Here is a 17,144-nt window from a genome sequence, read left to right on the forward strand (position 1 = left end):
CCTCGGTGTATCCGGAACACGTGGACGACGGCCTGGCTCGCTTCCGCTATGCCTTCCCGGACAAGTCCGTGTTTCACCTGAACATGTTCCCGCTGCGCAAGCCTTATGTGCGCCGCCTGATGCGCGAGGTGGGTTTCCAGAACATCGAAACCTACGGCGACTTCAAGGAAACCTACCACGACACTGAACCGGACTTCTTCATCCACGTAGCCAGCAAAAAATATACGGGGAAAGAATAATGACGAATCAGTATGAAGGTGCCGTCGCCACTGCCCGCGACTACTACAACAGCGAAGACGCCGATAACTTCTACCACCGGGTGTGGGGTGGTGAGGATATCCACATCGGTCTGTACGAGTCCGACGAGGAAGCCATTCCGGATGCCAGCCGCCGCACCGTCGCTCACATGGGTGACCTGCTGGGCGAACCCACCAGCGACATGAAGGTGCTGGATATCGGTGCTGGATATGGTGGCGCGGCTCGCTACCTGGCCACCACCTTCGGATGCCATGTCAAGGCGCTGAACCTGAGCGAGGTGGAGAACGAGCGCGACCGGCAGATGAACAAGGCCCTCAAGCTGGATCATCTCGTCGACGTGCTTGACGCCAGTTTCGAATCCATCCCGGCCGAGGACAACAGCTTCGACGTGGTCTGGTCCCAGGATTCCATCCTGCACAGCGGCAACCGCATGAAGGTCATGGAGGAAGTGGCCCGCGTGCTCAAGCCGGGCGGCGTGTTCATCTTCACCGACCCGATGCAGACCGACGATGCACCCAAGGAGAAGCTGCAGCCCATCCTCGACCGCATCCACCTGGAAACCCTGGGTTCCCCCGGATTCTACCGGGAAGCCGCCAGCAAGGTGGGTCTTGAAGAAATCGGCTTCGAGGATCACAGTCACCAGCTGCCGCGCCACTACGGGCGGGTGCTCAAGGAGCTGGAATCCCGCGAGGAAAGCCTCAAGGGGCTGATTTCAGACGATTACATCGCACGCATGAAGAAAGGTTTGCAACACTGGGTTGATGGTGGCAAGGCCGGGCACTTGTGCTGGGGCATTTTCCGCTTCCGCAAGGCCTGATTCCGGATCATGATCCGACTTCAACCCTGAAAGACCATTACCAGGAGAAACCATTACATGAGCAAGACCTATCTATTCACCTCCGAATCCGTCTCCGAAGGCCATCCGGACAAGATGGCCGACCAGATCTCCGATGCGATCCTTGACGCCTACCTGGCGCAGGATCCCAAGGCCCGCGTGGCCGCGGAGACCGTCACCCAGACGGGCATGGTGCTGATCGCCGGTGAGGTGAAGTCCACTGCCGTTCTGAACCTGGAAGACCTGGTACGTGAAGTGGTTCTGGACATCGGTTACGACAGCTCCGACAAGGGCTTCGACGGCAACACCTGCGCCGTGCTGAACTCCCTGGGCGCCCAGTCCATGGACATCAACCAGGGTGTGGATCGCAGCCGCCCGGAAGAACAGGGTGCCGGTGACCAGGGCCTGATGTTCGGTTATGCCTGTAACGAAACCGACGTGCTGATGCCCGCCCCCATCCACTTCTCCCACAAGCTGGTGCAGCGCCAGGCCCAAGTGCGCAAGAACGGCACCCTGCCCTGGCTGCGTCCCGACGCCAAGAGCCAGGTGACCTTCCGCTATGAAGGCGGCAAGGCCGTGGCTGCCGACGCCGTGGTGCTCTCCACCCAGCACGCTCCCGAGATCGAACAAAAAGATCTGCAGGAAGCCGTGATGGAAGAGATCATCAAGCCTGTGCTGGGCGAGAAATGGCTGCACAAGGGCACCAAGTTCCACATCAACCCGACCGGTCGCTTCGTCACCGGCGGCCCACTGGGTGACTGCGGTCTGACCGGCCGCAAGATCATCGTCGACACCTACGGCGGCATGGCCCGTCACGGTGGCGGTGCCTTCTCCGGCAAGGACCCCTCCAAGGTGGACCGTTCGGCTGCCTACGCCGCCCGCTATGTGGCCAAGAACATCGTGGCCGCCGGCCTGGCCGAGCGCTGCGAAGTGCAGGTCTCCTACGCCATCGGTGTGGCCGAGCCCACCTCCATCGCCGTGGAAACCTTCGGCACCGGCAAGATCGACGAGACCCGTCTGACGGAAATCGTCCGCGACGTCTTCGATCTGCGCCCCTATGGCATCCTGACCATGCTGGACCTGGAGAAGCCGGTCTATCGTCCGACCGCTTCCTACGGCCACTTCGGTCGTGAAGACCTGGGCGTGAGCTGGGAGCGCACCGACCGCGCCGACGCCCTGGCCAAGGCCGCCAAGTAAGTACCTGGCGCCTCTTGCATCGGACATCGCCCGATGCAATTGAGAGGCCGGGAGGGGGAAACCTCTCCCGGCCTTTTTTGTGCCCGGCACATTGCCCTGCCCTGTGCTTCAGATGCCCATCTGACGGAACATCTCCAGGCTACGGGCAGCCTCGTCGGGGTCCAGGCGGCCAATGGCAAAGCCCACATGCAGGATCACGAAGTCCCCCGCCGAGACATCATCCACCAGGGCCAGGCTGATCTCCTTGCGGATGCCGCCAAGATCCACCAGGGCCCGATCTCCCTCCAGACATTCGATCACTTCCACCGGCATGGCCAGACACATGGCAATCCTCCCGGATTGATCAACCGCGCACCGCTTGCAGGGCCACCCAGGCCTGCCCCAGGCTCAGCCCGCCATCATTGGGTGGTAACCGACGGGGCTCGTAGACACGCAACCCGGCGCCGGCGAGAAGACGTCGCAAGTCCCGCATCAGGATCTGATTCAGACAGCAGCCGCCCGACACCACCACTTCCTCCAGTCCCAGGTGCCGGGCCCGGCTGAGGGTCCACTCGGCCAGGCCTCGGGCCACCGTGGCATGAAAGACAGCAGCCGCCTCGGCTGTCGAAAGCCGCCCTCCGGCCAGGCAAGCCAGCAGTGGCCAGAAATCCAGCACGTCCCGATCCAGCTCCCAACCCCCAGGAAGCGCCTCTGCCGGGCCATGGCGAGTAGCCAATCCCTCCAGTCGCATGGCCGCTTCGCCTTCATAGCCATTGAAATCCACCACCCCCAACAGACCCGCAGCCGCATCGAATAACCGACCCAGGCTGGTGGTGCGTGGACAGAGACTGCCGCACGACAGCAGCATCTCCACACCCTGGGCCTGGGGATATCGAGCGAAACGCACAGGGATCTCCTCGCCTCGGCCCAGGGCATGCAGGACCGCCGCCGCCATTCGCCAGGGTTCCACTGCTGCCCGGTCACCGCCCGGGAGGGCCAGAGACCGCAGGTGGCCCACCCGCTGGAAGTCCTGGCCCTCCAGCAGCATCAACTCTCCTCCCCAGGCGCCTCCGTCCGTCCCCAGACCATAGCCATCGATGGCCAGGCCAAGTATCGGCCGCTCGAGGCCACGCTCGGCCTGTACCGCTGCGAGATGGGCATGATGATGCTGTACCGCCAGCAAGGGCACCGACCACTCAGCCGCCAGGCGCGAGGCCAGACGAGTGCTGTAAAAGTCCGGGTGCATGTCGCAGGCCACCACAGCGGGCGTTTCGTCCAGCCGTTCCAACCACCATTGGGCCAGTGTCTCCAATGCCCGGCAGGTTCCGTCGTGATCCAGATCCCCCACATGGGGGGACATCAGGGCCTGGCGGCCCCGGGTGATGCACAGGGTGTTCTTCAACAGCGCCCCGGTGGCCAGGGCGGTGGGCCCCTCACGAGGCAGGGTAATGGGCGCAGGACTCAAGCCTCTGGCCCGGCGAATCATCGTGATCCCTCCGTCTGTCACACGTAACACGCTGTCATCGCAGCGCTGGCGAATGACCCGGTCATGGACCAGAAAGCCATCAGCCACCGATGCCAGACCCTCCAGCGCCTGAGCATCGTCGATGAACAAGGGCTCGCCATGAAGATTACCCGACGTGCAAACCAGCACAACGGGCTGGGGTTGCTGTAACCATGCCGTCCCGGGCGGCTGCCCCGCCAGGGCGTGAAATAGCAGGTAGTGCACCGGGGCGCAGGGCAGCATGGCCGCCAGCCAGGGTAGATGGGGGGCCACACCCGGCAGCGCCGTCTCCGTGTCCGTGGTCTGTTCAAGCAACACCAGTGGGCGGGTCCAGTCCTCCAGCCATGCTCTTTGTGGTGGCTCCACTCGGGCAAGGCCGTCCAGAGAAGCCGTATTGACCAACATCACGCCCAGAGGCTGTTCACCGCGATGCTTGCGCGCCCGCAACCTGGCCACGGCGGCGGCATCACGGGCATTGCACAGCAGTTGATATCCACCCACTCCCTTGAGTGCCAGGATGCGCCCCTCGGCAAGCCACGCCGCCGCCTCGGCCACGGGATCATCCGCTTCAACCGGCTGGCCATACGGGTCCAACAGCGCCAGGCGGGGACCACAGTCGGGGCAGGCATTGGCCTGGGCATGGAAGCGTCGATCAGCGGGGTCTTCGTATTCAGCTTGGCAGGCTGCGCAGGGTGTGAAAACCTGCATGCTGGTGCGGGCCCGGTCGTAGGGAAGTGCATCCAGCATCGTGTAACGGGGGCCGCAGTGGGTGCAATGGGTGAAAGCGTGGCGGTAGCGACGGTCATGGGGGTCGAACATTTCCCGCAGGCACTGTGGACATATCGCCGCATCCGCCATCGGGCCAAAGTGAACGCCGCCCGTCTGGCTCGGCTGGATCACGAACCCGGATTCTCCATCCAATGGCACCCGGCTTGAGCGTACCAGGTGATCCAGTCTCGCCAGAGGGGGCAGCCCCTTTGGCAGAGCGGAGATAAAGACATCCAGCGACAGCGCATTCCCTTGCAACTCCACCTCAACGCCGTCCGCCTGGTTACGCACCCAACCCGTCAGTTCCAGGGACTGAGCCAGACGATGAACATGAGGCCTGAACCCCACTCCCTGAACACACCCCTGGATACATAGATGCAGGCGAACCGGGCCCTGGGTCACGGAGTGTCCTCAGGACTTCATCAGTCCCGCCTGCTGCAGACGGGACTCCAGTTCGGCCACACGCTGGCGCAGGGCCTCCAGCTCCTGCCCCTCCGACACATCCCCCGGGCCTGAACACCGATCCTCCAGCCACTGCACCCAGGCCTCCATCCCCTGCCCCGTGCGGGCCGAGAGCTGGAATACCTCCATCTCTGGATTGAGCCGACGCGCCTGTTCAATGCAGGCGTCCAGGTCGAAGTCCACATGGGGGAGCAGGTCCAGCTTGTTCACGATCATCACCCGGGAGGTTTGAAACATGTCCGGATACTTGAAGGGCTTGTCATCCCCCTCCGTGACCGAGAGGACCACGACCCTGAAGGCCTCACCCAGATCAAAGGCCGCCGGGCAGACCAGGTTGCCCACGTTTTCGATGAAAAGAATGCCGCCCTTGGGTGGCTCCAGGTCTTCACAGGCATGCCCCACCCGATGGGCATCCAGGTGGCAGCCCTTGCCGGTATTGATCTGCACGGCGGCCACGCCGGCCTGGCGGATACGTACGGCATCGCGACTGGTTTGTTGGTCCCCTTCGATGACCGCCAACGGCAGGCGATCCCTCAAACGCTCGATGGTCGCGGTCAACAAGCTGGTCTTGCCCGACCCGGGGCTTGAGACCAGGTTCAGGGCCAGTACCCGTTCGCGCTCGAACCAGGCCCGGTTGTTCTGAGCATGGGCGTCGTTCTGTGCCAGCAGGTCCGTTTCAACGGACACCTGGCGGGTGTTCTTGCCATGATGCTCGTGCCCGTGTTCATCGTCACCACAACCGCAAACCGTGCACATGATCTTTTCCTCCGCATCCCGTGACCGCCTACCCGGCCCTAATCACTGACCTGCAGATCCTTGACCTGCATCTCCTGACCGTTCTCGGCCCGCGCAGGGCCACCGCAACGAGGGCAAGGGGTCAGCCAGGAATCCATGTTGAAGCAGTGTCCGCAGTGTCGGCAACACCCGTTGGCCACAGAGGGCTCGATATGCACTTCCGCCCCCTCGGCAAGCGTTCCCCGAGTCACCGCCTTCAGGGCAAAACGCAGGGCATGCGGATCCACTGCAGCCAATGGGCCCACAGAGAGTGTGACCGCGTGGACCCGGGAAAATTTCTGCAAACGGGCCTGGGTTTCAAGGATGCGAAGCACCTCACGGGCCAGGGACATCTCGTGCATGACATCGGCCCCGGAGGCCGGCCCTCAGCCTTTGCCCTGGGCCGCTTTCAAGGCGGCGGCCAGGGCACCCTCAGGTTCGGGCTCGCGGGGCTTGCCGCTCGCCCGAACCTTGGGCGGTGCCCCCTTGCCGTTGCGGCCGGCATGGGGGGCCTTCTGGTCCCGAGGCGGCTTGCGACCGCCGCGACTCTCCTGCCCCGGTTCATCCCCCAGTCGCATGCTCAGGCCGATGCGACGACGCTCCGGATCCACCTCCATGACCTTCACCTTGACCACATCGCCCGCCCGCACCACGTCCCGAGGGTCCTTGACGAAGGTCTCGGCCAGCGCGGAGATGTGCACAAGGCCATCCTGGTGCACACCCACATCCACAAAGGCTCCAAAGTTGGCCACATTGGTGACCGTACCCTCCAGTACCATCCCCGGCTCCAGGTCCTCCAGCTTGTCCACCCCCTCGCGGAAGGCGGCCGTGCGGAACTCGGGTCTGGGATCTCGGCCCGGCTTGGCCAATTCAGCGAGGATGTCCCGCACCGTGGGTTCACCAAAGGCTTCATCGGTGAACGCCCGGGGGTCCAGGGTCTTGAGGAAGGCCTCGTCCCCGATTAACTGGCTCACGTCTCGCTTGGTTTCGGCCATAATGCGCTTGACCACGGGATAGGCCTCAGGGTGTACCGCCGAGGCATCCAGCGGGTTGTCCCCGGAAGGCACGCGCAGAAATCCTGCCGCCTGCTCAAAGGCCTTCGCCCCCAGGCGGGGGATGGCCTTGAGTGCCGTTCGGTTCCTGAAGGCCCCGTTCTCCGTGCGATGCACCACGATGTTCTCCGCCAGCGTGGGACCCAGACCGGACACCCGGGCCAGCAGGGGCACCGAGGCGGTGTTCACGTCCACGCCCACGGCGTTCACGCAGTCCTCCACCACGGCATCCAGCTTGCGGGCCAGTTGGCTCTGATTCACGTCGTGCTGATACTGGCCCACACCGATGGCCTTGGGCTCGATCTTCACCAGTTCCGCCAGCGGGTCCTGCAACCGCCGGGCAATGGATACGGCGCCCCGCAAGGAGACGTCCAGATCCGGCAGTTCACGGGAGGCCCGCTCCGAGGCCGAGTAGACGGAGGCACCGGCCTCGGACACCATGACCTTGTTCAGCCCGGGCCGGTTCAGGCGCCGCAGGAGCTCGGCCGCCAGGGCATCCGTCTCCCGGGAATGGGTGCCGTTGCCGATGGCAATCAAGTCCACCTGATGATGCTTGACCAGGGTTTCCAGGGCGTGCAGGGCAGCGTCCACCTGGTTCTTCGGCGCAAAGGGATAGACGGTGGCGGTGTCCAGTACCGCCCCCCCGGCATCCACCACGGCCACCTTAACACCGGTGCGCACCCCCGGATCCAGGCCCATGGTGACCCGCGAGCCCGCCGGCGCTGCCAGCAGCACGTCCTCCAGGTTGGCCCCGAAGACCCGGATGGCCTCCTCCTCGGCCAGTTCCCGCAAGCGTCGCTTGAGGGCCACATCCAGATGGATGGAAAGCTTGGCCCGCCAGGCCAGGCGGGCATGCCGCGCCAGCCAGGCATCAGCGGGACGCCCCTGGTCCGAGAGGCCGAAGCGTCGCACCACGGCACGCTCGCCGGGGGAGGCGCCGGCCTCTTCCTTCTCACCCCGGGCCTGGGCCTGGCTCCAGGCCACTTCCAGGCGCAGCACCTCCTCGGCCTGCCCACGGAACATGGCCAGGGCCCGGTGGGAAGGCACCTTGCACAGGGGCTCCACATGATCGAAATAGTCACGGAAACGGGCACCGGCCTGTTCCTTGCCTTCCACCACACGGCTGACCATGTAGCCATGCTCCCAGCCGAACTTGCGCATCTCTTCAATGAGGTCGGCATCCTCGGCAATGCGCTCCATGAAGATGTGCCCGGCTCCCTCCAGGGCCGCCTCCACGGTGATCTCCTCGGTGGTGAACCCCGCCGCCACCGCCTCCGGTGACTGGGCCGGATCCTGCAGCAGGCTATCCAGCAAGGGCTCCAGACCATTTTCCCGGGCAATCTGCGCCTTGGTGCGGCGCTTTTTCATGTAGGGCCGGTAGAGGTCCTCAAGACGGGTTTTGGTCTCGGCGGTCTCGATGGCCTCTCGCAAGGTGTCGGTGAGCTTGCCCTGTTCCTCGATGGCCTTGAGCACCACCTGACGACGACCCTCCAGCTCCCGCAGATAGATCAGTCGCTCCTCCAGGTTACGCAACTGCGTGTCGTCCAGGCCGCCAGTGGCCTCCTTGCGATAGCGGGCCACGAACGGCACGGTGGAGCCACCATCCAGCAGTTCCACGGCAGCGTTGACCTGGCTGGCCTGAACGCCCAGTTCCTGGGCAATACGAGAGGATATGGAAGTCATGGGGAGCCATTACTTGAACAAAATGAGGGGGCAATCATAACCCACCCATGGCCCGGGTCCCATGGGCGGGTTTTCATGGAGGGGCGCGGGGCGGTACACCTTGCCAGCCACGGGCCGCCGGAGTAGCGTACCCATTCACCGTCATTTCCCGAAGAAATCATGAAGAAAAACAAGATCGTCATCATCGGTGCCGGCTTTGCCGGGCTCGCCGCCGCTGCCACCTTGGCCCGCGAGGGCATGGATGTCACCGTCATCGAACGCCATGACATCCCCGGCGGCCGGGGGCGGCAGTTCTCCGCCCAGGGGTTCACCTTCGACATGGGGCCGAGCTGGTACTGGATGCCCGATGTCATCGATGGGTTCTTCGCCGAATTCGGGCGCAAGAGTTCTGACTACTTTGAACTCAAACGCCTGGACCCGTCCTACCGGATCTACTTCGGCAAGGATGACTATGTGGAGATCCCGGCAGACGTGAAACAGACCGTTGAGCTGTTCGAGAGCATCGAGCCGGGTGCCGGTTTTCAGCTGGAACGATTCCTGGACGAGGCCGAGGTGAAATACACTGTCGGCATCGGCGAGTTTGCCAATAAACCCTGCCTTTCCTTCATGGAATTTGCCCAGTTGCGGCTGTTGCGCTATCTCTTCTCCATGCATCTGCTGCGCTCCTACCGCAGCCATATCACCCGTTACTTCAAGAGCCCGCGCCTGCACCGCATGCTGGAGTTTCCCATCCTGTTCCTGGGGGGCACGGGCCGCACCACACCGGCCCTGTACAGCATGATGAACTATGGCGATCTCAAGCTGGGCACCTGGTATCCCATGGGCGGGATGCATGAACTGGTCAAGGCCATGCATCAACTGGCCGAGGAAATGGGGGTCCGATTCCAGTTCGGCACCGAGGCCAGCGGCATTGAAACCCGGGATGGCAAGGTCGTGGCCGTGAACACGGACCAGGGGCGCTTCGAGGCCGACTATCTGATCGGTGCCGGGGACTATCATCATGTGGAACAGGATCTGCTCCCCGAAGCGGATCGTATGTATTCACCCAGCTACTGGGACAAACGGGTCATGTCGCCCTCCTCCATCATCTTCTACATGGGTGTGGACAAGAAACTGGAGGGGCTGCCGCACCATACCCTGTTGTTTGACGCCGATTTCGAGGCCCATGCGGCGCAAATCTATGAAAACCCCACCTGGCCCACCGAACCGGCCCTGTACGTGAGCGCCACCTCGCAGACCGACCCCTCGGTGGCCCCGGAGGGTCAGGAGAATCTCATGGTTCTCATCCCGGTGGCCGCTGGCCTGGAGGACACCCCCGAGACGCGACGCCATTACCAGAACCTGATCCTGGACCGGCTGGAAGCCATCACCGGCCAGTCCATTCGCGATCATGTGGTGTTCTGCCGATCCTACGCCCACAAGGATTTCATCCACGACTATCATGCCTTCAAGGGTAATGCCTATGGCCTGGCCAACACTCTGATGCAAACGGCCATGCTCAAACCCAGACTGAAGAGCCGCAAGCTGGATAATCTCTATTACGCTGGCCAGCTCACGGTACCGGGACCGGGCGTCCCCCCGACCATCCTGTCCGGCACCATCGCCGCTGAACAGATCCTCCAACAGTGCAGGAGTTGACGGCCCATGTCGCCCATTGACCATCGTCAGACCCGCCGATCGTATCAACGTGCGAGCCTGCGCCGTGCCGATCTGGCCCTGGACCCCTTCGAACAACTGGCCGACTGGCTCAAGGACGCCGAAAGCGAACCCGACGCCACTGCCATGGTGCTGGCCACGGCGGATGCCAAGGGCCGCCCCTCGGCCCGGGCGGTGCTGCTCAAGCATGTGGATGATCGGGGGCTGTGCTGGTATTCCGATGCTCGCAGCCTGAAGGGTCGGCAACTGGCGGAGAACCCGATGGCCGCCCTGCTGTTTTACTGGGCCGGGCTGGAACGTCAGATCCGTGTGGAAGGCTACGTGGAACGCTTGCCCGCAAAGGATGCGGATGATTATTTCCGGTCCCGCCCACGGGGCAGCCAGCTGGCCGCGGCCGCCTCGGAGCAAAGCAGCCCAGTGAAAAACCGGGAGGCCCTGGAGCAACGTCTGGAACGGGTGCAGCTACGCCACCCCCATGGGGATGTGCGCCGCCCCGAGACCTGGGGCGGGTACCGACTGGTACCGGACACCTTCGAATTCTGGCAGGGACGGGACAACCGACTGCACGACCGGTTTCAGTACCGGCTGCAATACGAGACCTGGGAGATCCAGCGGCTGATGCCCTGACGCTCATCCATCACGGTGGTGACGCACCCCCGATGATGAAAGTGACAAGCCCCTCTCCCCTTGGGGGAGAGGGGTTGGGGTGAGGGGAAGGGAAGGACCGCCTCAGTCCACCAGCACCAGCTTGCGACCAAACGGCGCCGGGGTGGATTCATGCTCGGGAGGCACGGCCCAGAGCACCGGCCAGTCCGGGCGGTAATGGGCCGGTCCCTGAAGGTCGGTAAGCACCACCCCCATGTCCGGTTGTTGCCGATCCGCCTCCTTGAGCAGGGGCGTGAAGTCAGTGCCTGCGCCTCCCTCGAAGACCAGATCCCGCAATGAGGACACCCCAGGCTCGAAGCGCTGCACCGAGCGTACGACCAGGTCCCCGATCACCAGGATCAGATTGGCCTCGGTGCGACGCGTGATGGCCTCGATCTCGGTGGCAAAGCGCCCCAGCAGACCCTCATCAATGGAACCCGAGACATCCACCACCAGGACCAGCCGGGGGACGGCACGGGAACCCACCATACCGGGTTCCCAAGGCATGCGACGCCCACCCGCCGTACGCCCCCGATTGGCCAGGTAAGAGCGCGATGGGCGGGACCAGGACAACTCGGGATTCCGGGTCAGACCACGGGTCAACTGGGTGCGCAGCACCTGCTCCCAGGGCACCCGCACTCGGGGCAGATCCGCGAGCAGGGAGCGAATCATGGAGAAGGCACCGTCCCCGGCATGGGCACGGCTGATGCGCTCGGCCCACTCCCGACTCTGCTCCGCTGCGGCCTCGGGTCGGCTCACATCCTCATCACTGGGAAGCAGATCCCGGGACTCTGCCCCATCCAGACGTCGCGCCCGTTCGGCCCGGGGGCCATCCTGCCTCGGCCCGGGCTTGTCCTGCGCGCCGTCGCGGGCATCCTCGCTGCCCTCCCCTGCCGATCCCCCCTGATCGCCGCCCTCGCCGCGCCCGGATTCCCGCCCCTTGCGGCGATCGTCCACCTGACGATAGAGCCGCTCCACATCCCATTCCAGCAGGGCCTGTTCGGGCCCGTAGCGCGTGTCGAGCGTCTCCCGCAGCAGGCGCTCCAGGGTCACCGCATCCCGGGGCAGCTCCAGCCAGTCCAGATGACTCAGGCTGGTATTGACGATGGCATCGGCGCAAATATTGTAGAGTTGGGCATCCACATCCCCCACCAGGCGTCTGAGTTCCTCCCGGCGTTGGGCATGGCGCAGGGCCACGTGCAGCACCTGGTGTGCCACCAGGCCCACCTGGCGCGGCAAGGGCAGATCCCCGAAGCCGGGTCCGTAATAGATGGTCTGACCATCATTGGCCGCCCTGACCGACTCCGGGAGTTCGTCCACGTCCTGATGCTGCATCCACAGGGCCAGGCCCCCCGTGGACGGGGCGTACTCCACCATGGTCTGCACCGCTCGGGTCCCCCGGTGGCCAGCATGAACCGGGTCGTCGTAGCCCTTCATGCCCCTTGTTCCCGCTGGGCCATGTAGCGCTCATAGGCCGGGCTGGCCAGGATGGTGTTCTCCAGCCCCCGGGCCAGGCCCTTCTGCAGCAGCAGTTCCATGGTGAGGGTCTGGGCTTCACGAATGGGCAAGGCCACATCGGCGCGGATATCCGGATACTGCTCGATGATCTCCAGGGCGCGATTCATGGCAGTGGCATCCTCCACGGCCGCCAGCAGGCCGTAGATCATGCCGTACAGGCCATCCAGTGACTGCGGTAGCAGGTCCGCGGTTTCCGGCCCCGCATCCGCTGCCAGTAGCCGGGTCACATCCACGCCCGACTGGATCTCCCGCAACACCCCGAAGAACTCTGCGGCATTGGCGGACCCGATGCGACCCTGGACGAACAGACGCTTGGCCGTGTCGGAGATATCCGAGTGCAGCACGTTGGAGATATCCTCCCAGCCCCGCGGGCTTGCGCCGATCAGATAATCATTGGCGAGCTGGGTCTGGGTGTCATCCAGCTTGTCGGCCCGCACCTTCAGATAGGCCATCACCTCCGGGGCAAAGCCACGCTCCATGGCGTGTTCCAGGAAGGCGTCGATGGCTGTCTGCACGTTGAAGTGGAACATGCGATCGGCCAGGGCGGTGCCCATGTCGTGACTCACTGCCCCGTGAAAGCGGGCATTTCCTGCTGCCACCACCTGCCAGCCATCAGGCAAACGGTAGTGCCCCACGCGACGATCCAGGATGAGGGAATAGGCGGAGATCTGCAGGCGCTGATCGGCGGCGGTGAGTTCATCCAGGAACAGGATGCCCTCGGGCTGATCCGGCCCGGGCAGGAATTCCGGGGGAAACCAGACCGTACGGGATTGTTCCTCGTCGGCATAGATGGCACCGCGGATGTCCACCGGCTCGATGGTGGTCAAGCGCAGGTCCACCAGGGGCACCCTGTAGTGCTCGGCCACCTGGGCGATGATGGAGGATTTGCCCACCCCGCGGGTGCCCCAGAGCATGGAGGCACGAAGCCGCAGCACCGGATCCGCGTATTGCTCGATCAGTGCCTGCTTGGCAGCGGCAATGGACACCGCCGGGATGTTCATGGGATTGCCCTGCATCAGTCTGAAACTCCTTCAGTCGTTGGACCCTGCTCCCAGGCGTTGGCCAGCAGCGGTTTGGGCAGCGGCGGGATCTCCATCACCGGCACCTCGCGGGACCAGCTCAGGAAGATGGCCAGCAGCATCACGGGTGGCACACCGGTGGTCCACAGGGGCACCTGACCATCCTGCCCGAAATCGCCCCAGTACAGGATGGGGATGGCCGACAGGATGGCCAGCATCCCCTGTATGGCCAGGCTGCGCTGAAAGACCACCCGCCAGCGCTGCCACTTGAAGCGTTCATGAAAGCGCGCGGGGGGTTGGGACAGGGTCTGTTCCAGATGTGCCACGGTGGCCAGAAAGCGCTCCTCGGCCTCCTGTGAACGCTCCGGCTCCCGTCGGGACAGCTTCACGGTGGCCTTCCAGCCGCCGGGCATGAGTTGCAGCGGGCGCCACGCCCAGCCCTGCACTGCCAGCAGGTCACCGGGAAGATGGATATCCCCCCGGGGGTGCCAGTCCAGGGTCAGCTTGGCCGGCAGACCCGGGACGGTGCGGGCATCAAACTGCAGGCGTCGCCCGCGCACGCAGGCCTCGCCCAGGGTGAAACGCCGCCTCCAGCCCGGCTCGGCATTAGGTGCAGGGCGGCGATATTCCAGGGCGTAACTGATGGCCGCCAACGTGCCGGCCTGGTGCCGAAAGTGGTCATGTGGCGGCACATGTGCGCACTGGGCGTACACCGAGGCCGGGTCTTCACCGGTGACTTCCAGTGTGGCGCTCAGGCCCGATGCTTCGGTCAGCGTGCGCCGCAGAAAGAATCGGCCACGGGCCGGGTTTTCCAGTTGCAGGTGTTCGGTGAGCGAGAGGCTCGAAGGATCTTCGGGGTTGTCATGGGTGCGCGGCTCGAACACCACGCACCGGTTCTGGCGATCGGTGGCCGCCAGATCCACCCGCCATTCATCGCGGGCAAAGGGGCCAACCAGGGTGAGGATTTCATGATGGGTTAGCGGGGTCACCGGAGCTCCAGGGGTGGTTACCTGGAATTATGACCGTGGAGTGACCGGAATATTCCCCGCTGCGGGCCCTCATGCTACTGACGTACTGCGTCCAGCAGCCGCGCCATGTTCTCCTGGAACCGCTCTTGTTGCTCGGTGGCGGCTTCCTTGAAGCGGGTATCCTGTTCCACCAGTGTCTTCATGATCAGCCCACCATCGTCCATGGGATTGGCCAGGAACTGAAGCGAAGGCTGGTTGAACCGCTCCTGCATGGCTTCCATCAACTGACCGATGCGACGTCCCGGCATGGACTGCTCCGGCGACTCCATCTGTCGGGTCTGCTCATAGCTTTGAGCCATCTTGTAGGTCTCGGTGCGGGTCATGTTCAGGTCCATGGACTGCAGCTGGCTGGTGTCGAAACGCAGGTCGGGAAGCATCTCGAAGGCCCGCTGCACATCTCCGTTGAAGAATTCGTCCGCCAACTGGCCCACATCCCGCACCAGGTTCTCGATGGCCTGGAGCTCGTCGGGATTCAGGTCGCCCTGCACGGAGAACCGGTAGCCGCTCTGCTCGGAGCGACTGACATCCAGCCACCCCCGTGACTCTCCGCCTTCCATGCGGGCCTCGGCCTGAACACGCGTGTCCTGGGCGCTCTGGAACTGGATGCTCACCTGGGCCCCGGACTGGGTGGTGATGTTCAACTCCAGGCTCTCTGCCCGTTGATAGCGCTCCATCATGGAGAGGCGGGTCACGCCGGCCAGGTCCCGATCCTGAGGGGCGCGCTTGAGGTTTTCAAGGGCGTCGAAGGTGAGTCGTTCGGTCTCGTCCACGTCCGCCTTGATCTTTCCATCGAGTAGATTGAGACCACCCAGGATCTCACGGGCCTCCTTGAAGCCCTGCTCGACGCCGCGGGTGGCCTGTTGCCTGAGATTCTCCAGTTGTTCTTCGGATGCCCCCCGGGCACGGGCATTGGCCAGCCCCAGCTCCACGAAACCGGCGATGCGCTCGGCCACCTTCTCGGGGGTGAAGTCATTGGCATCCAGGCGTTTCATGCTGCTCGCACTCTGCCCGGGAATCTGCCTGGCCAGATTCTCCAGGATCTTGTTCTGCAATGCATTCAGGCTGCGGGCCGATCCATTGTCACCCGCGGCCAGGCCTTGTCCCGCGCCCCTGGCGCCGGGACGGAAATCGGGGGTCTTGAGTGAGACCGGGAAGGAACTATTATCGATGGCCACGGCGGCACACTCCTGCACTGGGGGGTATGGAGACGGTATCGGCGGCCTGGATGGATTCTTTAGGGGGCCTTCACAACAAAACGGGGAAAACGGCCTTCATCAGCGCAGAATACGGGCTTGCTCTCGCTCGCAAGTCCTGGAAAAGTCGTCGAATTGCTCACAGCGAGTGTGCACGAACACGCCTTGATCGGGGTGGAAATCGCAGCGGGTTTCGAAGTTGCAGGTGCTCGAAAAATCATCCCAGTGCTGGCATTCCTCGACACACGCCTGGCTGCCGACCCGATGAATTCGGCGCTCGAACAGGCAGGTGCGGTCGAAATCGTCCCAGAACTGGCACTCCGTGATCACGATGGGGCGCACGCTGGAAGGGGGTGGCCCACACCAGACCTGCACGCCACCCCGCTCCCAGGATTCCCCTTCCTGAAGGATGATGGTCTGCGCCTGCACCGGGGCCAGTACCAGCCAGCTCAACGCCAGTGCAACCCATGGAATGATCATGATGCGCGTGTAAAGTGTCATGACAGGAGAGTGCCACCAGGCCGAGGGCTACTCAAGCCCCAGGTACTGGCATCCAGGGGCTTTTCGCTTCAAAATCCGCCCCTACTTGCCAACTGCTTCCACGCCCATGCCTGATATTGTCGTCATGTTCTTCCTGCTCGGCCTGGTGGCCGGGCTGCTAAAATCAGACCTGACCATTCCCAAGGCCGCCTACGACACCCTCAGCCTTCTGCTGATGCTGACCATCGGCCTGAAGGGGGGAATGGCCCTGCACGGCAACATCAGCCTGTCGGTCATCCAGGATCTACTGGCGGTGGCCCTGCTGGGGGCACTGATTCCATTGATACTCATGCCTCTACTGATGCGGGTGGTCTGTCTGTCCACTGCCGACAGCGCCAGCATGGCCGCCCACTACGGTTCCGTGAGCGCGGGCACCTTCGCTGTGGCCCTGGCCTATGCCGAAGGGTTGCAACTCACCATCAGTCCCGAGGTGACCCTGTACCTGGTGATGATGGAATTGCCGGCCATCATGGTGGCCATCTTTCTGTATCGCCGTTTTAGCGGCGCGAAGAAAGGTGCGGCCACGCCCAGCATCTGGCATGAGACCCTGACCAACCGCGGAGTGATCCTGCTGGTGGGTGGCGTGATCATCGGTCTGCTCTATGGTCCCCAGGACGGCGCGGCGGTCACCGACCTGCTGACCAATGCCTTCAAGGTGGTTCTGGCCCTGTTCCTCCTGGAAATGGGCCTGACGGCCGCCGAAACCCTGCGCCCCATCCCCTGGCACCACTGGCGTCTGTTGTGCTTTGCCGTGTTTGCGCCATTCGTGCTGGCTGCCATGGGCATGGGCATGGGCATTGTGCTGGGCCTGCCGGCGGGCTCGGTGCTAATTCTCACGGCCCTGACCGCCAGCGCCTCCTATATTGCGGCGCCGGCAGCCATTCGCGCCGCGATTCCCAAGGCCAATATAGGCCTGGCCATGCTGGCCGCCCTGGGGCTCACCTTCCCGGTCAACGTGATTGTGGGGATTCCCCTTTACTACCAGTTGGTCCAGTGGCTGGGTGTGGCCTGATGGTCGAGGGCGACCCCGTGC

The 17,144-nt window shown here is 63.8% G+C and carries 15 protein-coding genes and 1 pseudogene; 6 read left to right on the forward strand and 10 right to left on the reverse strand.

The window, feature by feature from the left end; genetic code table 11:
- The 3 genes and pseudogenes from LPW30_RS10125 to metK form a co-directional block, all read left to right on the forward strand.
- A pseudogene (locus tag LPW30_RS10125) lies at positions 1-239 on the forward strand (class I SAM-dependent methyltransferase); the annotation flags it as partial.
- Positions 239-1,075: a methyltransferase domain-containing protein gene (locus LPW30_RS10130; protein ID WP_025281112.1), complete on the forward strand. Its 837-nt coding sequence runs from the start codon at positions 239-241 to the stop codon at positions 1,073-1,075. The pseudogene LPW30_RS10125 and the gene LPW30_RS10130, both read left to right, overlap by 1 nt.
- Positions 1,076-1,132: 57 nt before the next feature.
- Positions 1,133-2,290: a methionine adenosyltransferase gene (gene metK, locus LPW30_RS10135; protein WP_239680781.1), complete on the forward strand. Its 1,158-nt coding sequence runs from the start codon at positions 1,133-1,135 to the stop codon at positions 2,288-2,290.
- 108 nt (positions 2,291-2,398) lie between these two features.
- Here the strand turns inward: metK and LPW30_RS10140 are convergent, their stop codons facing one another.
- The 5 genes from LPW30_RS10140 to LPW30_RS10160 are packed head-to-tail and all read right to left on the reverse strand — an operon-like array spanning position 2,399 to position 8,512.
- Positions 2,399-2,614, reverse strand: coding sequence for a HypC/HybG/HupF family hydrogenase formation chaperone (locus LPW30_RS10140; protein WP_025281110.1), 216 nt, complete (start codon positions 2,612-2,614; stop codon positions 2,399-2,401).
- Between the two features lie 19 nt (positions 2,615-2,633).
- The gene (gene hypF, locus LPW30_RS10145) at positions 2,634-4,943 is read right to left on the reverse strand and encodes a carbamoyltransferase HypF (RefSeq protein WP_239680782.1); all 2,310 of its coding nucleotides are present in this window, start codon (positions 4,941-4,943) and stop codon (positions 2,634-2,636) included.
- Positions 4,944-4,952: 9 nt separating this feature from the next.
- Entirely contained in the window at positions 4,953-5,759 is an 807-nt protein-coding gene (gene hypB, locus LPW30_RS10150) for a hydrogenase nickel incorporation protein HypB (protein WP_239680783.1), read from the reverse strand.
- 38 nt (positions 5,760-5,797) lie between these two features.
- A complete protein-coding gene (hypA, locus tag LPW30_RS10155) occupies positions 5,798-6,139 on the reverse strand; it encodes a hydrogenase maturation nickel metallochaperone HypA (protein WP_239680784.1) in 342 nt (113 codons plus the stop codon).
- A gap of 24 nt (positions 6,140-6,163) precedes the next feature.
- Positions 6,164-8,512 carry a Tex family protein gene (locus LPW30_RS10160; RefSeq protein ID WP_239680785.1) on the reverse strand — a complete coding sequence of 783 codons (2,349 nt, stop codon included), beginning with the start codon at positions 8,510-8,512 and terminating at the stop codon, positions 6,164-6,166.
- 159 nt (positions 8,513-8,671) lie between these two features.
- Between LPW30_RS10160 and LPW30_RS10165 the strand changes: the two genes are divergently transcribed.
- Together LPW30_RS10165 and pdxH are read left to right on the forward strand one after the other, a co-directional pair.
- The gene (locus tag LPW30_RS10165) at positions 8,672-10,150 is read left to right on the forward strand and encodes a phytoene desaturase family protein (protein ID WP_239680786.1); all 1,479 of its coding nucleotides are present in this window, start codon (positions 8,672-8,674) and stop codon (positions 10,148-10,150) included.
- Between the two features lie 6 nt (positions 10,151-10,156).
- Entirely contained in the window at positions 10,157-10,795 is a 639-nt protein-coding gene (gene pdxH, locus LPW30_RS10170; protein ID WP_025281104.1) for a pyridoxamine 5'-phosphate oxidase, read from the forward strand.
- Positions 10,796-10,897: 102 nt separating this feature from the next.
- Here the strand turns inward: pdxH and LPW30_RS10175 are convergent, their stop codons facing one another.
- The 5 genes from LPW30_RS10175 to LPW30_RS10195 all read right to left on the reverse strand — a co-directional run bounded on the left by LPW30_RS10175 (position 10,898) and on the right by LPW30_RS10195 (position 16,072).
- Positions 10,898-12,250 (reverse strand): vWA domain-containing protein, encoded by a 1,353-nt coding sequence (locus LPW30_RS10175; protein WP_239680787.1) that lies wholly within the window; start codon positions 12,248-12,250, stop codon positions 10,898-10,900.
- Positions 12,247-13,347 (reverse strand): ATPase, encoded by a 1,101-nt coding sequence (locus LPW30_RS10180; RefSeq protein ID WP_239680788.1) that lies wholly within the window; start codon positions 13,345-13,347, stop codon positions 12,247-12,249. The genes LPW30_RS10175 and LPW30_RS10180 overlap by 4 nt, the downstream gene beginning before the upstream one ends.
- Positions 13,347-14,339 (reverse strand): hypothetical protein, encoded by a 993-nt coding sequence (locus tag LPW30_RS10185; protein WP_025281101.1) that lies wholly within the window; start codon positions 14,337-14,339, stop codon positions 13,347-13,349. The genes LPW30_RS10180 and LPW30_RS10185 overlap by 1 nt, the downstream gene beginning before the upstream one ends.
- A 74-nt stretch (positions 14,340-14,413) precedes the next feature.
- Positions 14,414-15,553 carry a DUF5610 domain-containing protein gene (locus LPW30_RS10190; protein WP_239680789.1) on the reverse strand — a complete coding sequence of 380 codons (1,140 nt, stop codon included), beginning with the start codon at positions 15,551-15,553 and terminating at the stop codon, positions 14,414-14,416.
- 99 nt (positions 15,554-15,652) lie between these two features.
- On the reverse strand, positions 15,653-16,072 hold the full coding sequence (locus LPW30_RS10195) for a hypothetical protein (RefSeq protein ID WP_025281099.1): 420 nt from the start codon (positions 16,070-16,072) through the stop codon (positions 15,653-15,655).
- Positions 16,073-16,178: 106 nt separating this feature from the next.
- On the opposite strand from LPW30_RS10195, the gene LPW30_RS10200 reads away from it, so the two are divergent.
- A complete protein-coding gene (locus tag LPW30_RS10200) occupies positions 16,179-17,123 on the forward strand; it encodes a sodium-dependent bicarbonate transport family permease (protein ID WP_025281098.1) in 945 nt (314 codons plus the stop codon).
- Positions 17,124-17,144: the final 21 nt, after the last annotated feature.

It is taken from the genome of Ectothiorhodospira variabilis (genome assembly GCF_022227625.1).
Lineage (GTDB): Bacteria > Pseudomonadota > Gammaproteobacteria > Ectothiorhodospirales > Ectothiorhodospiraceae > Ectothiorhodospira > Ectothiorhodospira haloalkaliphila.

Bases quoted from the DNA above. Each gene is read 5' to 3' on its own strand.
- LPW30_RS10130 (WP_025281112.1), top strand. From the start codon at position 239: ATGACGAATCAGTATGAAGGTGCCGTCGCCACTGCCCGCGACTACTAC.
- metK (WP_239680781.1), top strand. From the start codon at position 1,133: ATGAGCAAGACCTATCTATTCACCTCCGAATCCGTCTCCGAAGGCCAT.
- LPW30_RS10140 (WP_025281110.1), bottom strand. From the start codon at position 2,614: ATGTGTCTGGCCATGCCGGTGGAAGTGATCGAATGTCTGGAGGGAGAT.
- hypB (WP_239680783.1), bottom strand. From the start codon at position 5,759: ATGTGCACGGTTTGCGGTTGTGGTGACGATGAACACGGGCACGAGCAT.
- hypA (WP_239680784.1), bottom strand. From the start codon at position 6,139: ATGCACGAGATGTCCCTGGCCCGTGAGGTGCTTCGCATCCTTGAAACC.
- LPW30_RS10160 (WP_239680785.1), bottom strand. From the start codon at position 8,512: ATGACTTCCATATCCTCTCGTATTGCCCAGGAACTGGGCGTTCAGGCC.
- LPW30_RS10165 (WP_239680786.1), top strand. From the start codon at position 8,672: ATGAAGAAAAACAAGATCGTCATCATCGGTGCCGGCTTTGCCGGGCTC.
- pdxH (WP_025281104.1), top strand. From the start codon at position 10,157: ATGTCGCCCATTGACCATCGTCAGACCCGCCGATCGTATCAACGTGCG.
- LPW30_RS10175 (WP_239680787.1), bottom strand. From the start codon at position 12,250: ATGAAGGGCTACGACGACCCGGTTCATGCTGGCCACCGGGGGACCCGA.
- LPW30_RS10180 (WP_239680788.1), bottom strand. From the start codon at position 13,347: ATGCAGGGCAATCCCATGAACATCCCGGCGGTGTCCATTGCCGCTGCC.
- LPW30_RS10195 (WP_025281099.1), bottom strand. From the start codon at position 16,072: ATGACACTTTACACGCGCATCATGATCATTCCATGGGTTGCACTGGCG.
- LPW30_RS10200 (WP_025281098.1), top strand. From the start codon at position 16,179: ATGCCTGATATTGTCGTCATGTTCTTCCTGCTCGGCCTGGTGGCCGGG.